Below are 14,054 nucleotides of genomic sequence, written 5' to 3' on the forward strand. Positions count from 1 at the left end.
TGCCCAAACGGACGGTTCAGGCCGTGAGGCGTCGATTCGCGGCACAACGACGCGTCACCTGCGGCAAGACCGCCTCAGGACGGCGCCGCATCGCCCGCGCCGCGCAGCGCGGCGGCAAAGCCCGCAACGCCCCCCGCCCCGCCAGCAAGCTGCCAAAGCCGTGCCGCGATATCCGGGCCCAGCAGCGCGCCGGCCTTCTCGTGCACGCGGGCCTGCCGATCCTCTAGCGACATCGGCGCGGCAAGGTCATGCGTGGCCTCGCGCACCTCGCCCCCGGCAAGGGTGACGCGCACGCGGCTGGCCGTCTCGGCCACGCTATCGTCGCCGGTGACGGCAACCCGCGCGCGCAGGGCCTGCACGGCCGGCTCGGCGCATAAATCGTCGCTGTAGCTTTGCAATTGCGCGGTATCGTGCCCCAGGAAAAGCATCGGCAAGACGGTGGCATAGCTGAACTTGGCGCCAAGGCCGGTGCTCGGCGCGGGCTGGTTGCACACGCTCAGCCACCGGGGATGGGTCGCCACCTCGATCCGCTCGATCGCCGCCGGATCAAGCGCGCCAAGCGTTTTCGCGGCCTCAAGGCAAGCATGAAGCCCGTGGCAACAGGCGTGAAACTTGTGGCTCACCCCTTCGAACAGCCACGCCTGCCCCAGATCATTGAGCGCGCCCTCTTCGGCGCTGCCAGCATGGGTCGGGCCAAAGCCCTGTGGCGCCTCAACCGCGTCGGGGTTGGCGACAAATCCCCCCTCGACCAGCAGCGCCGCCTCGACCCCGTTGGCGGCGGCGAGGCCCGCGTTGAACGGCTTGCCCATTGTGCCGAACTGCGACTTCAGGCCCGAGGCGCGCGTCGCCACCAGGCCAAGCGCCATCGCGCATTGATCCTTGGTCAGGCCCAGCAGCCGCGCCGCCGCCAGCGCCGCGCCAAACGCGCCCGCGGTGCCGGTCTGGTGAAACCCGTGCTGATAATGCCCGCGCCCCAGCCACAGGCCAACGCGCACAGACGTCTCCAGCCCGATCAGGGCGGCGGTTTCGAGCGCGGGCCAATCCGCGCCCCGATCCTCGGCCAGCGCCAGCGCGGCAGGCAAAACCGCCACCGATGGGTGGCCGATATGGGCAAAATGCGTGTCGTCGTAATCCAGCGCATGACTGGTCGCGCCATTGACCAGCGCGGCAGCGCGTGGCGGCAGGCGGGTGCCATGGCCGATGACGCTGGCGCGCGGCGCGCCGGCCTCGGCCAATGCCATACCGCGCGTGATACGCGATACCGGCTCATCCCGCCCGGCGATGGCAACGGCGGCCCAGTCCAGCAGCGACAGGCGCAGCACGGCGCGCGCGCTACCCGGGATGTCGGCCGGGGCTGTCTGCGCGGCGAAACCGGCAAGGCGGTCAGTGAGCGATGTCATCGGCGGCTCCAGTTACACGGGGCGGGATCGGGGCACGTTATATCGCGCGGCGCGGGGTCTGCAACGGGGCGGATCGGGAAGAGCGCCGCGCATCGGCAGGCCGCGGTGCGGCGATCCACCGTCGGTGCGGGGCACTTTATGCCAGCCAAATCCGAAAAACCTCAGAGCTTTGCGCGAACATCTGCCAAATCGCCGTGCCGTCACGCCAGAGGCGTGCCTATGATGGGCGGCGCCCCTTTGGGGCGACGGGCGGCCCGGCGATGCGCGCCCCCTCACGCCCCGTAAAGCGCCCTTGCCCGGCTCTCGAAGGCGCGCACGATGCGTTGCATGGCCTCGTTGAACACCACGCCGATGATGCGTTGCAGCATGGCGTTGCGGAACTCGAAATCAACAAAGAAATCAACGCTGCATCCCCCATCGGCGGGGTGAAAGGACCAGTTGGATTTCATGTATTTGAACGGGCCATCCAGGTACTCGGTATCGATGCGCAGATCGTCGGGCCACAGCACCACGCGGCTGGTGAACCGCTCACGGAACACCTTGAAACTGATCACCAGATCGGCCTCCATCACGCGGCTGCCATCGGGTTGTTCCGTGTCCGAGCGCACCCGCGCCGCCGCGCACCACGGCAGGAACTGCGGATACGAGGCCACGTCGGCCACCAGATCATACATCTGTTGCGGCGTGTAAGGCAGATGGCGTGTTTCGGAATGAGTTGGCATGTCGCATTATTTTTGGTCGTGACAGTGGCACCCCATTTCGTAGAGTGGGCGCGGAATTGCAAGGGGAAGTCATGCCACAGCGTCCTTATGTCATCGATCAAATGATTTCGGCCAAATCCATCGCCGCCCGGGTTGAGGAACTGGCCAGCGAAATCGCCGCGGACTTCGCCGGGACCGACAAGTTGGTCGTGGTGGGGCTGCTGCGCGGATCATTCGTGTTCATCGCCGATCTCGTGCGCGAGCTGGACCTGCCCGTCGAGGTCGATTTCCTTGAGGCGTCCAGCTATGACAACGCGATGGAATCCTCGCGCGAGGTGCGCATCCTCAAGGATTTGCGCGGCCAGATCGAGGGCCGCGATGTTTTGATCGTCGAGGATATCGTCGATACCGGCTATACCCTGTCGCATGTGCTGCAACTGCTGCAATCGCGCGGGCCAGGCAAACTCAGGACAATCGCCCTTCTGGACAAGCCGACGCGCCGCGAGACACCCATTCGCGCGGATTGGACCGGCTTCGAGATCCCCGATGAATTCGTCGTCGGCTATGGCATCGACTTTGCACAGCGCAACCGCAACCTGCCCTATATCGGCAAGGTGCGGTTCACGCCCGAGGGCGATCACCTCGCGCCCGAGGCGTAATCAGAACTGCTGCAACAGCTTGCGCCCCTCCTTGCGCTCGGCCTGCGACATCCCCTCGCCCAGGGCCGTGCAGGTGTCGGCGAAGGCGGTGATTTGCGCCTCGCCGTCGGCCTCGCGCACCGCCCACAGGCAATAGGCATAGGCCAGCGGCGGATCGCGCCAATACCCCTCATGCGTCTGCATGAAGCGCGCCAGCTCTACCCCGGCGGGTATATCGCCAAGGTTCACCGCCTCCTGGTAAAGGACGAAAGCGGCGATCAGGTCCACCGCCCCGCCCTCGCCCTGCTCATGCATCGCGCCAAGGCTGCGCAGCGCCGCGCCATCGCCCAGCCGCGCGGCCCGGTCCAGGATACGGCGCGCGCGCGGCGCATCGGGTGCAACCCCCTGCCCCTGCCGGTAGATCCGCGCCAGAACGCTACCCGCCGGCGCGTGCCCCAGCTCCAGCGCGGTGTTCAGCAAGGCAACCGCGCCGGCGGGGTCCGTCGCACCGCCGCGCCCCTCCAGCAGCATCCGCCCGCGCGCGGCAAAGGCGGGCGCATAGCCCTGCCGCATCGCCGCCTCCAGCAGGGTCTTGGCGCGGGCCGGATCGGCGGCAACCCCTTCGCGCCCCTCCAGCAGCATCGCGCCAAGATCAAACTGCGCCCGCGCCGCCCCCTGCGCCGCCGCCTTTTCCAGCCACTCAAGCGCCAATCGCGGGCTGCGCGACTTGCCGCGCCCGGTGCCATAGGCATCGGCCAGGATGGTTTGCGCGCGCGCGTCTCCGCCCCGCGCGGCGGGCTCGATCACAGTCAGCGCGGCGGCGTGATTGCCCTGCCCGTACGCCGCGATGGCGTCATCAACAGTGTCCGCGCGCGCCAGCCCGGCGCAGAATATCGCGATGCTCAGAGCTAATGCGTGGCGGATCATCCATCTCTCCCCGTTTCAATCGCGGGCACAGTAGCCTAAGCTTTGCCGCGGGGGAACGGGGTGCGACATGAACATGCGTTGGATCGTCAGGATGGCCCGCTGGGCGCGCAATCCGCCATCCGAAAAGATGGTCAAGCTGGTGCTGTCCATCGTGGCGGTGGCGGCGGTGATCTACGTGATTGAGCGCTACGTGGGCTGGCCCGACTGGTTGAGCCTCGACAACACACGCGGACGCTTGACCCCGCGATGAGGGCGCCCCGGGCACAAGGCCTTCATCGAAAGCATGGATTCAAGGCTCGCATCATTGGAGCCCGGCACACCGCCAGGTTCGCGCCCGCCCTTTTGCCTAAGGCAAACCTGCGGTTTGACGGGGCAGGGTCGGGCGCGAACCGGATCGCCGGGCGATCCGGGGGTCAATAATGCGACTGTTTCGGTCATCGGACAAACGGTTGAGGAGCCGCGTATCGTTGGGCCGCGGTGCGGCGATCCTACGCTGGTGTGGCGCGCTTTATGCCCGACAAATCCGAATGACATCTGGGCGTTGCGCTGACGTTTGCCAGATCGCCGTGCCGGGGGGCGGCCCGGCGATGCGCGGCGCCCTGCGGGCTTGATTCCGCGCATTGGTGCTGCCCCTCTATGGCCGCAATTCGCCAAGCTCACCACGTCCCGAACAGCCCCGACCGGATCACTGCTCCGCGTCCTGGCGCAGCCCGGCCAGTAGCCCGGCATGAACAGCCGGCGCTCCGGCCAGAACCCCGCGCGTTTGCGGCCATGTCTTGTTGAACCGCAAAGGCGCGCCGGCGCGGTCGGTCACCACCGCCCCCGCCTCGGCCAGGATCAGCGCCCCGGCGGCGATGTCCCATTCCCAACTGTCGCGCAGCGTCAGCATCGCGTCGAACCGCCCCTCGGCCACCAGCGACAACCGATAGGCCAATGACGGCCGATGATGCCGCACCACCCCCGGCGCGCCGCCCGCGCGCCAGTGCTGCGCGTCAAGCGCGGGGCGCGCGGCCAGCACCGATGCCCCTTCCAGCGCCGCCCGCTCCGACCGGCGGATCGCCGCGCCGTTGAGCATCGCACCGCCCCCCGCGCGCGCCGCGTACATCCGGTCCTTGAGCGGCAAGAATACAACCGCGGCCGTTACCTGTCCCTCTTCGACCACGGCCAGAGAATGCGCCCAGGCATCCGCCCCTTCTATGAAACTGCGCGTGCCGTCGATCGGATCAACAACGAATGCCGCCCGCCTCGACAGACGCTCGTCGGTGTTGTCCGGGCTTTCCTCCGACAGCCAGCCGTAATCGGGCCGCGCCCGGCGCAGCCGCTCCTCCAACACCGCGTTCACCGCCAGATCGGCCGCCGTCACCGGCCCCGCGCCGCCCGGCTTGTCGACAATGGCCAACTCGCCGCCTATGAAGCGCGTGGCGGTCTCTGCCGCCGCCCATGCCGCCCCGATCAGCAGCTCAAGATCGGCCTCACTCCCCGGCAAGGGTCATCCCCTCGACCAACAGCGACGGCACCACCCGCGACAGGTGCGTGCGCGCGTCATTGGCCGGAGTCATCCGCAAGAGCATCTCGCGCAGGTTGCCCGCGATGGTGCATTCGTTCACCGGGTAGGCGATCTCGCCCCCCTCCACCCAGAAGCCGCTGGCGCCGCGCGAATAATCTCCGGTGTTGGGGTTGATCGTGCTGCCGATCATCGAGGTGACCAACAGGCCGGTGCCCATCTCGCGCAGCAGGTCCTCGCGGCTCTGCCCGCCCTGCGTCAGCGCCACGTTCCAGTTCGACGGCGACGGCGGCGCCGATGTGCCGCGCGCGGCGTTGCCCGTCGATGGCAGACCCAACTTGCGCCCCGTCGCCAAGTCCAGCGTCCAGCCCGTCAGCACCCCGCGGTCGACTATCGCGCGCCGCCGCGTCGGCAGACCCTCGCCGTCGAACGGGCGCGACCCGGCCGCGCGCGGGCGGTGCGGGTCCTCGATCAGCGATAGCGCCTCGGGCAGCACCACTTGGCCCTGCGCATCGCGCAGCCACGATGCCCCGCGCGCAATCGCGGTGCCGTTCACGGCAGCCAGCAGATGCCCGATCAAGCTCGCTGCCACCCGCTCATCATACAGAACCGGAAACGCCCCGGTGCGCGGCCTGCGTGGCGACAGGCGCGCTGCCGCTCGCTCGCCCGCGCTGCGGCCGATATCCTCTGGCGTGCGCAGATCGGCCTGGAAAATGCGCATGTCGCCGTCGTGATCGCGCTCCATCCCCGTGCCGCTGCCCGCGATTGCCACGCAACTCAGCGCGCGGTCGCTGCGCCCATAGCCGCCCGAAAACCCGTTGCTCGCCGCCAGGTGCACCTGCCTGCGCCCATAACCCGCGCTCGCCGATTGCACCTGGCTGACACCCGCCACGTCCAGCGCCGCCGCCTCGGCCCGCCGCGCGCCCTCTTCCAGCATGTCCGGCCCAGGCTCGGGCGCCCCATCGCATAGCTCCAGCGCCTCGATGTCCCAATCTTGCGCCAACTGCCCCGCCTCGGCCAGGCCCGCGGCCGGGTCCTCGGGCGCCTCGCGCGCCATCGCCACCGCGCGCTCGGCCATCGCCTCCATCGTTTCGGCCCGGATGTCCGAGGCCGAAACGCACGCCTGCCGCCGCCCCAGCAACACGCGCAGCCCGATATCGGTGCTCTCCGCGCGCTCGGCCTGCTCCAGAACGCCGCCGCGCACATCAACGCTCAGCGAAGTGTCGCGCACCGCCATGGCATCTGCGGCCTCCGCACCCGCACGGAGCGCGAACTCCAGAAGGGCCTGCGTCAGGGTTTCGGGGGTATCGGTCATGGACTTCGGGCCTTTCGCTGTCAGACCCAAGGCAGTTAGCCCGCATCGCCCCGCCTTGCAAGCCGCACCGCCAGCGCCGGTGGCAGCGTCGGAGCCTCCGGCGGGAGTATTTCGGGCAAGATGAAGCACAGGGCAGCCCCCCTGCATCTTCTGGCCCAAAATATCCCGGGGGTCCGGGGGCAGCGCCCCCGGCGGCTGCGCTACTTGATGCGCTCGCCGTTTGCCAGCACCTTGCCGTCGGGTGTCACCTCGATATCGGAGGTCAGCACATCATCCCCCGCCGGGGTCGAGAACAGGCCCAGCATCATGCGCGTGCCGGTCACCTGGTCCTCGGGGATCAGGCCCATCGCCGTCAGCTTGTCCAGCAGCGCATGCGCCCCCTCCAGGCGCAGCGACACCTTGCCCTCGGGGCGCGGCATGCCGTCAAACGTCTGCAGGTCGGAATTGTCGAAGGTGAACGCGCCGTCGCCGGTCAGCTCGGCGCCCGCCACCGACACCTGCAGCGCGTTGATGCGCGCATCGTGCAACTTGCCCGGCGGCTGGTCCAGCTCTTCCATCTTTTCGGCGTCCATCATGTCATGCTCCAGCGTGACGTTACCGCCCAGATCGACGTGCAGCGTCGCCGGATCATGCGGCAACTGCCCGCCCGGATCGACCATCGCCCACATTTGCTCGGGCACCGACAGCTCGCGCAGCGCGATGCTCAGGCCGAATTCCTGCCGCTCTTCGCTGCTACTGACCGGCACGGTCAGTTTCAGCCCCATCTCGGCCAGGCTCGCGGCAACCGGAAACGGCATTTCCGAGCTGGTCATGTTCATCACCACGTCGCGCGCACTCACGCCATAGCGCAATCCATCCTGCGCCATGCCGAATTCCAGCGTCCCACCGGCCGATTGCGACGTGCCTTCGCTCTGCACGCCATCGGCATCCACCGAGAACGCGCTGTTGCCGCTGCCATAGCTCAGCTTGGCCGCCATGCCAAAGCCCGCGCGCAGCGCGCCGGCCATATCCTCGCGGTAATCAACCGCCTCGGGGATCTTGCCCTCGCTCTCGCTGGTCAGATCGTTCAGCGTGCCCTCGACCCTGACAAAGCCATCCTCGTTCTCGGGGTCGACGAAATCCATGTCATAGCTCAGCGCGCCGATCGTCAGGTCCGACGTATAGGCCCGCACCGCACCCGAGACGACGTCAGTGACGCCGGCGATGTTGCTCAGGGTGATCATCGCGGTGCCGATGTCCTGCGGCTCTCCGTCCACCACGACACGAGTAAGCCGCACCACCGATTCCGCCGCCGAATAGGCATAGTTCATATCCGCGCCGGAAGTGCCCGACACAACCGTCGAAAACCCCGTTTGCGCGTGCTCAAGCGTGATCTCGACGTTTTCCTCGCTGTCGTCGGCGGGGTCCACCATGACGGTGATCGGCATCACGTCCGGCACGCTCACCTCGACCGTGCCATCGCCCTTATCGCTCAGCGACAGCCCCGGCACCGTGACCTCTACGGTGCCCTCGTCCTCGGGCAGCTCTATGCGCATTACCATGTCGCGCACGCTCAGGCCTTGGGCGGTGGTTTCCTCGGTGGCGGTCATCTCCACGCCCATATCCGCGTAGGTGGCCTTGAAATCCTGCCAGACCTCATTGGCGGTCACATCCGCCATCGCCGGGCCGGGGAATGCTAACGCGGCCACCACGGCCGCACGGCTTGTCCAATATCGGGTCATCATGCCTCGCCTTTCGTGAAAATACTTGCCACAGCTTCTTCGCATGACCGCGCCGCGTCAAGCGATCAACGCACTGGACCGCCTCGCTTGCCCGGTCTACCACTGGGCCTGAACACGGAGGAGACAGATGATCGACCTGACAGGAAAAACCGTTCTGATCACCGGCGCCAGCCGAGGCATCGGCGCCGCCACCGCGCGCGTCTTTGCCAGCGCCGGCGCCAACGTCGCCCTTGCCGCGCGCAGCACCGATGCCACCGGCGCGCTAGCGGATGAAATCGGCGCGCGCGCGCTGGCGCTGGCCTGCGACGTCAGCAGCTACGCCGACATGCAGGCCGCGGTCGCCGCCACAACCCAGAAGTTCGGCAGCCTCGACATCCTGATCGGCAACGCCGGCATGATCGAGCCGATCGGCCCCCTGGCCGAGGCAGACCCCGATGAATGGGCCCGCGCCATACAGGTCAACCTGACTGGCGTCTTCAACGGCATGCGCGCCGCGATTCCCGTCATGCAAGAGGCGCGCGGCGGCACCATCATCACCGTCAGCTCGGGCGCCGCCCACAACCCGCTGGAAGGTTGGAGCGCCTATTGTTCCTCCAAGGCGGGCGCGGCCATGCTGACTGCCTGCGCCGACCGCGAAGCGCGCAGCGCGGGCTTGCGCATCATGGGCCTGTCGCCCGGCACCGTGGCCACCGACATGCAGCGCACCATCAAGCAAAGCGGCGTCGGCCCGGTGGCGCAACTGGATTGGTCCGAACATATCCCCCCCGAATGGCCCGCGCGCACCCTTTTGTGGATGTGTAGCCCCGACGCCGACGACTGGATCGGGCGCGAGGTGTCGCTGCGCGAGCCATCGATTCGCAAGCGTGCAGGGCTGACATGATCGGGCTGGACCGTGGCGATGACGGGCTGTGGACGGTCACTCTGGACCGGCCCGACAAGGCCAATTCGCTGACCCCTGCGATGCTGGAGGAGCTGCTGCGCATCGCCCGCGACGCGCAGGGCGCGCGCGCGCTGGTGCTGACCGGGCGCGGCCGGGTGTTCAGCGCCGGCGCCGATCTGGACGCGGCGCGCGCCGGCCTTGCCACCAGCCCGTTGTGGGAAAAGCTGTCATCGGCCATCGCGGCGCTGCCAGGGCTGACCATCGCCGCGCTCAACGGCACGCTGGCGGGCGGCGCCATGGGCATGGCACTGGCTTGCGATCTGCGCCTCGCGGTGCCGGGGGCGAAGTTCTTCTACCCGGTGATGAAGTTGGGCTACCTGCCGCAACCCTCCGATCCGGGGCGGATGGCAGCGCTGATCGGCCCGGCGCGCACCAAGATACTGCTGATGGGCGGTCAGAAGATCGACGCCGACACCGCGCTGGCCTATGGCCTGATCGACCGGATCTGCGCGCCCGATGCCCTTTTGGACGAGGCCCGCACCATCGCCGCCGACACGTTGGACGCCGAGCCGCGCATCGCCCAAGGGATCAAGGCGCTGTGCACGCCGGGCCGTGACTGAGCTACCGCTTAAATGGTTCCAGGGGGCTGTGATGGCCCGTTGCTGTCGTTGGCCGGCCGGCAGAAAAGCCGCGCGTCGTTGGGCCGCGGTGCGGCGATCCTACGCTGGTGTTGGGCACTTATTGCCAGCCAAACCCGAAAAACCTCAGAGCATTGCGCAAGCGTCGGCCAAATCGCCGTGCCGTCACGCCAGAGGCGTGCCGATTATAGGCGGCGCCCCTTTGGGGCTACGGGCGGCCCGGCGATGTGCGGCGGCCTGCGGCCTTGATTCCGCACAGGACCCTACCGCTTGCGGCGCGGGCCGGGCGTGCGGGAATGGAAATCGGGCGGCCGCCGCGCCACCCACGCGATGAACTTCGCCAGCCGGGGATGCCCGCGCAGCGCCTCGACCGTGTTATACGCCCGCGCCAGCTCCGCCTCGCTCAGGGCGGCGTGGATCTCGTTATGGCAAATCTGGTGCAGGCGCACCACCGGCCCGCCCTTGCCCCCCTTCAGCTTGGGCGTCAAATGGTGCAGGCTCTGCTTCGCATGCGCCGGAATCGGGCGCCTGCAGAGCGGGCAAATCACCTCCTGCGCGCGCTCGCCTGTCATGCCGCCCCCGTCCTGACCCGGATGATCATCAACGATAAAAGGCCCCCTCGCACATGACCACCCCCTGCGACGCGCTGGTGATCGGCGCCGGCCCTGCCGGCCTCATGGCGGCCGAGGCGATGGCCCTCGCCGGCCGGCAGGTTCTCATCGCCGAGGCCAAGCCATCGCCGGCACGCAAATTCCTGATGGCGGGCAAATCGGGCCTGAACCTGACCAAGGACGAGCCGCTGAGCGCCTTCCTGCCCGCATATGCCGAGGCCGCCCCGGCCCTGCGCGCGGCGCTCACCGCGTTTGGCCCCGCCGAGGTACAGCACTGGGCGCAAGAGCTGGGCCAGCCGGTTTTTACCGGCTCCTCGGGGCGCGTGTTTCCGCGCGCGATGAAGGCCTCGCCGCTGTTGCGCACATGGCTGGCGCGGCTCAGCGATCTGGGCGTGCGGCTTGAGACCCGCTGGCGCTGGACAGGGTGGAGCGATGCCTTTGCCTTCGACACCCCCGGCGGCGCGCGCGCGATCGCGCCGCGCTGCGCCGTACTGGCCTGCGGCGGCGCCAGTTGGTCGCGCCTTGGCTCGGATGGTGCGTGGGCGGGGCTGATGAGCGGCGTGCCCCTCGCCCCGTTCCAGCCTGCGAATATCGGCTTTACCGTTCCCTGGACGGCGCATATGGCGCGCCATTTTGGCGCCCCGGTCAAGAACGTTGCGCTGCACGCCGGAGGCACCAAAGTGCGCGGCGAATTCGTGATCTCGCGCGACGGGGTAGAGGGCGGCGGCATCTACGCCCTGTCGCGCCCCTTGCGCGAGGGCGCGCGTCTTGAGATCGACCTGGCGCCGGACCTGCCGTTGGACACCATCCGCGCCCGCCTTGCCCGCCCGCGCGGCAAGGCCAGCCTTGCCAACCACCTGCGCAAGGCGCTGCGCCTTGACCCGGTCAAGCAGGCGCTGTTGATGGAATGCGCCCGCCCGCTGCCCGATGACATCGCCCCGCTGATCAAGGCGCTGCCGGTGCCCCTGGATGGCCCGCGCCCGATCGATCAAGCGATATCGACGGCCGGCGGCATCCGGTTCGAGGCGCTGGATGATCACCTGATGATCCGCGCCCGCCCCGGCACCTTCGCCGCCGGCGAGATGTTGGATTGGGAGGCGCCCACCGGCGGCTACCTGCTAACCGCCTGCCTTGCCACCGGCCTGTGGGCCGGGCGCCACGCCGCGCATTGGACCTGATCGGGCCCTTCCGGGCGACCGGCCCGAGAACCGCGCAGGGCACTATATCGAAGGGCTGCAACAGGCCAGCAACCCCCCCCCAACACCGTGCGCCATTGCCCCGCCGCCGCCGACCTGCCATCATGGCGCAAACCCGCAAAAACAAAGAGCAGCACAAATGGCCGACGATCTTCTCTCCGCACAGGACAGCGGCGACTACAACGCCTCCTCGATCGAGGTACTCGAAGGGCTGGAGCCCGTCCGCAAGCGCCCCGGCATGTATATCGGCGGCACCGACGAGCGCGCCCTGCATCACCTCGTGGCCGAGGTGCTCGACAACTCCATGGACGAGGCCGTCGCGGGCCACGCCAACCGCATCGAGGTCGAGCTGCATGATGACTACTCCATCACCATCCGCGACAACGGCCGCGGCATCCCGATCGATCCGCACCCCAAGTTCCCCGAGAAATCCGCGCTCGAGGTGATCCTGTGCACCCTGCACGCGGGCGGCAAGTTCTCGGGCAAATCCTACCAGACATCGGGCGGCCTGCACGGCGTCGGCGCCTCGGTGGTCAACGCGCTCAGCGATTCGATGGTGGTGCAGGTCGCCCGCAACAAGGAGCTGTGGGAGCAGCGCTTTTCGCGCGGCATACCCCTTGGCCCGATCGACAAGGTCGGCGCCGCCCCCAACCGGCGCGGCTCGACCGTCACCTTCCACCCCGACGCCGAGATCTTCGGCTCGCACAAGTTCAAACCGGCCTGGCTGTTCCGCTCGATCCGGTCCAAGGCCTACCTGTTCTCAGGCGTTGAAATCCGTTGGAAATCGGCCATCGACGACGGCGAAACGCCGACCGAGGCCACCTTTCACTTCCCCGGCGGGCTGGCCGATTACCTGGCCGAGACACTGGGCGAGGCGGCCACCTACGCCGACGCCCCCTTCGCCGGCACCGTCGATTTCAACGAAAAGTTCGGCCGCCCCGGCAAGGTCGAATGGGCCATCAACTGGACCCCTGCGCGCGACGGGTTCATCCAATCCTACTGCAACACCGTCCCCACCCGCGAGGGCGGCACGCACGAGTCGGGCTTCTGGGCCGCGATCCTCAAAGGCATCCGCGCCTACGGCGAACGCCTCGGCAATAAAAAAGCCGCCCAGATCACCCGCGAAGACCTTGCCGCGGGCGGCTGCGCGCTGGTTTCATGTTTCGTGCGCGAGCCCGAATTCGTCGGTCAGACCAAGGACCGCCTCGCCACCGCCGAGGCTGCCAAGCTGGTGGAAAACGCGGTGCGCGACCATTTCGACAACTGGCTGGCGTCCGACACGAAATCCGCCGGCGCGATCCTCGACTACCTCGTGCTTCGCGCCGAGGAACGGCAGCGCCGCCGCGCCGAAAAGGAAACCAGCCGCAAATCCGCCACCCGCAAGCTGCGCCTGCCCGGCAAGCTGGTCGATTGCACCGCCACCAACCGCGCCGGAACCGAGTTGTTCATCGTCGAGGGCGACAGCGCCGGCGGCTCCGCCAAGATGGCGCGCGACCGCAAGACGCAAGCCCTTTTGCCCCTGCGCGGCAAGATCCTCAACGTGCTGGGCGCGGCCAGCTCGAAACTGGGCAGCAATCAGGAAATCAACGATTTGTGCCAGGCGCTCGGCGTCGGGCTGGGCACGAAATTCCGCATTGACGATTTGCGCTATGACCGCATCATCATCATGACCGACGCGGACGTGGACGGCGCGCATATCGCCTCGCTGCTGATGACGTTTTTCTTCACCCAGATGCGCCCGCTGATCGATTCCGGGCACCTCTACCTTGCGTGCCCGCCGCTGTATCGCCTGACGCAGGGCGCGCGCCGCGTCTATGCCCTGGACGAGGCGGAAAAGGACGCGCTGCTGGAAAAGGGCCTTGGCGGTAAGGGCAAGATCGACGTCAGCCGCTTCAAGGGCCTGGGCGAGATGGACGCCAAGGACCTCAAGGAAACCACCATGAACGAGGCCTCCCGCAAACTCATCCGCGTGACCATAGACGAGGACGAACCCGGCCAGACCGGCGATTTGGTCGAGCGCCTGATGGGGAAAAAGCCGGAACTGCGGTTTCAGTATATCCAGGAGAACGCGCGGTTTGTGGAGGAGTTGGATGTGTGAATGAGAACAAAAGTTTCTCAGGCGTTTCTCTTGAAGAACATTTGACGGCTATCAGAGCAAACCTTGCCTGTTGCTGGATCGCCGCGCAGCTTTTGTCCCGTTTACAGGGACTCTGTTGCACAAATTGGTTGAAGGCCAGACGCCCCCTTTCCCCAGACAGACTCATCCTACGGGCTCAGTTATGGGTATGCCGAGCGCGGTATAGCCGTTCATGACGAGGATGCGGACTTGGACTTCCGCAACCTGACGATCGAAGTCCCGCGCCATGAGGCGCTGGCCCAGCATTTTCACGCAGTGCATTTTGGTCTCGACGCGGCTTCGGCGGTGGTATCCACTCCAGTTTCGCCAGATCGCGCGGCCGAGGTATTTCGAAGCTCGCAGGGCCTCGTTTCTGGCCATTGCACCCGCGGTGACGGTCTTCCACG

13 protein-coding genes and 1 pseudogene are annotated in these 14,054 nt (G+C 67.6%); 6 read left to right on the forward strand and 8 right to left on the reverse strand.

Annotated elements, in window-relative coordinates; translation table 11 throughout:
- Positions 1-74 precede the first annotated feature (74 nt).
- Positions 75-1,400 (reverse strand): MmgE/PrpD family protein, encoded by a 1,326-nt coding sequence (locus G568_RS18220; protein ID WP_051202713.1) that lies wholly within the window; start codon positions 1,398-1,400, stop codon positions 75-77.
- 272 nt (positions 1,401-1,672) lie between these two features.
- A complete protein-coding gene (locus tag G568_RS0104100; RefSeq protein ID WP_026756836.1) occupies positions 1,673-2,122 on the reverse strand; it encodes a type II toxin-antitoxin system RatA family toxin in 450 nt (149 codons plus the stop codon).
- Positions 2,123-2,193: 71 nt separating this feature from the next.
- Between G568_RS0104100 and hpt the strand changes: the two genes are divergently transcribed.
- Positions 2,194-2,760, forward strand: a complete 567-nt coding sequence (gene hpt, locus G568_RS0104105; RefSeq protein WP_026756837.1) for a hypoxanthine phosphoribosyltransferase — start codon at positions 2,194-2,196, stop codon at positions 2,758-2,760.
- Here the strand turns inward: hpt and G568_RS18225 are convergent, their stop codons facing one another.
- Positions 2,761-3,666 (reverse strand): tetratricopeptide repeat protein, encoded by a 906-nt coding sequence (locus tag G568_RS18225; RefSeq protein WP_051202715.1) that lies wholly within the window; start codon positions 3,664-3,666, stop codon positions 2,761-2,763.
- A 67-nt stretch (positions 3,667-3,733) separates the two neighbouring features.
- Between G568_RS18225 and G568_RS0104115 the strand changes: the two genes are divergently transcribed.
- Positions 3,734-3,916 carry a hypothetical protein gene (locus G568_RS0104115; protein WP_026756838.1) on the forward strand — a complete coding sequence of 61 codons (183 nt, stop codon included), beginning with the start codon at positions 3,734-3,736 and terminating at the stop codon, positions 3,914-3,916.
- 435 nt (positions 3,917-4,351) lie between these two features.
- Here the strand turns inward: G568_RS0104115 and G568_RS0104120 are convergent, their stop codons facing one another.
- The 3 genes from G568_RS0104120 to G568_RS0104130 all read right to left on the reverse strand — a co-directional run bounded on the left by G568_RS0104120 (position 4,352) and on the right by G568_RS0104130 (position 8,206).
- Positions 4,352-5,152: a 3'(2'),5'-bisphosphate nucleotidase CysQ gene (locus tag G568_RS0104120; RefSeq protein WP_026756839.1), complete on the reverse strand. Its 801-nt coding sequence runs from the start codon at positions 5,150-5,152 to the stop codon at positions 4,352-4,354.
- Positions 5,139-6,485 (reverse strand): TldD/PmbA family protein, encoded by a 1,347-nt coding sequence (locus tag G568_RS0104125; RefSeq protein WP_026756840.1) that lies wholly within the window; start codon positions 6,483-6,485, stop codon positions 5,139-5,141. Before G568_RS0104125 ends, G568_RS0104120 begins: the two co-directional genes overlap by 14 nt.
- A gap of 200 nt (positions 6,486-6,685) precedes the next feature.
- On the reverse strand, positions 6,686-8,206 hold the full coding sequence (locus tag G568_RS0104130) for a DUF2125 domain-containing protein (protein ID WP_026756841.1): 1,521 nt from the start codon (positions 8,204-8,206) through the stop codon (positions 6,686-6,688).
- 130 nt (positions 8,207-8,336) lie between these two features.
- Between G568_RS0104130 and G568_RS0104135 the strand changes: the two genes are divergently transcribed.
- Both G568_RS0104135 and G568_RS0104140 read left to right on the forward strand, forming a co-directional pair.
- Positions 8,337-9,086, forward strand: a complete 750-nt coding sequence (locus tag G568_RS0104135; protein ID WP_026756842.1) for an SDR family oxidoreductase — start codon at positions 8,337-8,339, stop codon at positions 9,084-9,086.
- A complete protein-coding gene (locus G568_RS0104140; RefSeq protein ID WP_026756843.1) occupies positions 9,083-9,706 on the forward strand; it encodes an enoyl-CoA hydratase/isomerase family protein in 624 nt (207 codons plus the stop codon). Before G568_RS0104135 ends, G568_RS0104140 begins: the two co-directional genes overlap by 4 nt.
- A gap of 281 nt (positions 9,707-9,987) precedes the next feature.
- On the opposite strand, the gene G568_RS0104145 is transcribed toward G568_RS0104140, so the two are convergent.
- Complete coding sequence (locus G568_RS0104145; RefSeq protein ID WP_026756844.1) at positions 9,988-10,296, reverse strand: hypothetical protein; 309 nt, start codon at positions 10,294-10,296, stop codon at positions 9,988-9,990.
- 53 nt (positions 10,297-10,349) lie between these two features.
- On the opposite strand from G568_RS0104145, the gene G568_RS0104150 reads away from it, so the two are divergent.
- Complete coding sequence (locus G568_RS0104150; RefSeq protein ID WP_026756845.1) at positions 10,350-11,513, forward strand: TIGR03862 family flavoprotein; 1,164 nt, start codon at positions 10,350-10,352, stop codon at positions 11,511-11,513.
- A gap of 157 nt (positions 11,514-11,670) precedes the next feature.
- Complete coding sequence (gene parE, locus G568_RS0104155) at positions 11,671-13,629, forward strand: DNA topoisomerase IV subunit B (protein ID WP_026756846.1); 1,959 nt, start codon at positions 11,671-11,673, stop codon at positions 13,627-13,629.
- Positions 13,630-13,791: 162 nt separating this feature from the next.
- On the opposite strand, the pseudogene G568_RS0104160 reads toward parE, so the two are convergent.
- Positions 13,792-14,054: pseudogene (locus G568_RS0104160) on the reverse strand (IS5/IS1182 family transposase); the annotation flags it as partial.

Source organism: Sediminimonas qiaohouensis DSM 21189, assembly GCF_000423645.1.
Classification (GTDB): Bacteria; Pseudomonadota; Alphaproteobacteria; order Rhodobacterales; family Rhodobacteraceae; genus Sediminimonas; species Sediminimonas qiaohouensis.

Bases quoted from the DNA above. Each gene is read 5' to 3' on its own strand.
- G568_RS18220 (WP_051202713.1), bottom strand. From the start codon at position 1,400: ATGACATCGCTCACTGACCGCCTTGCCGGTTTCGCCGCGCAGACAGCC.
- G568_RS0104145 (WP_026756844.1), bottom strand. From the start codon at position 10,296: ATGACAGGCGAGCGCGCGCAGGAGGTGATTTGCCCGCTCTGCAGGCGC.
- G568_RS0104115 (WP_026756838.1), top strand. From the start codon at position 3,734: ATGAACATGCGTTGGATCGTCAGGATGGCCCGCTGGGCGCGCAATCCG.
- G568_RS0104125 (WP_026756840.1), bottom strand. From the start codon at position 6,485: ATGACCGATACCCCCGAAACCCTGACGCAGGCCCTTCTGGAGTTCGCG.
- G568_RS0104130 (WP_026756841.1), bottom strand. From the start codon at position 8,206: ATGACCCGATATTGGACAAGCCGTGCGGCCGTGGTGGCCGCGTTAGCA.
- G568_RS0104100 (WP_026756836.1), bottom strand. From the start codon at position 2,122: ATGCCAACTCATTCCGAAACACGCCATCTGCCTTACACGCCGCAACAG.
- G568_RS18225 (WP_051202715.1), bottom strand. From the start codon at position 3,666: ATGATCCGCCACGCATTAGCTCTGAGCATCGCGATATTCTGCGCCGGG.
- G568_RS0104140 (WP_026756843.1), top strand. From the start codon at position 9,083: ATGATCGGGCTGGACCGTGGCGATGACGGGCTGTGGACGGTCACTCTG.
- G568_RS0104150 (WP_026756845.1), top strand. From the start codon at position 10,350: ATGACCACCCCCTGCGACGCGCTGGTGATCGGCGCCGGCCCTGCCGGC.
- hpt (WP_026756837.1), top strand. From the start codon at position 2,194: ATGCCACAGCGTCCTTATGTCATCGATCAAATGATTTCGGCCAAATCC.
- parE (WP_026756846.1), top strand. From the start codon at position 11,671: ATGGCCGACGATCTTCTCTCCGCACAGGACAGCGGCGACTACAACGCC.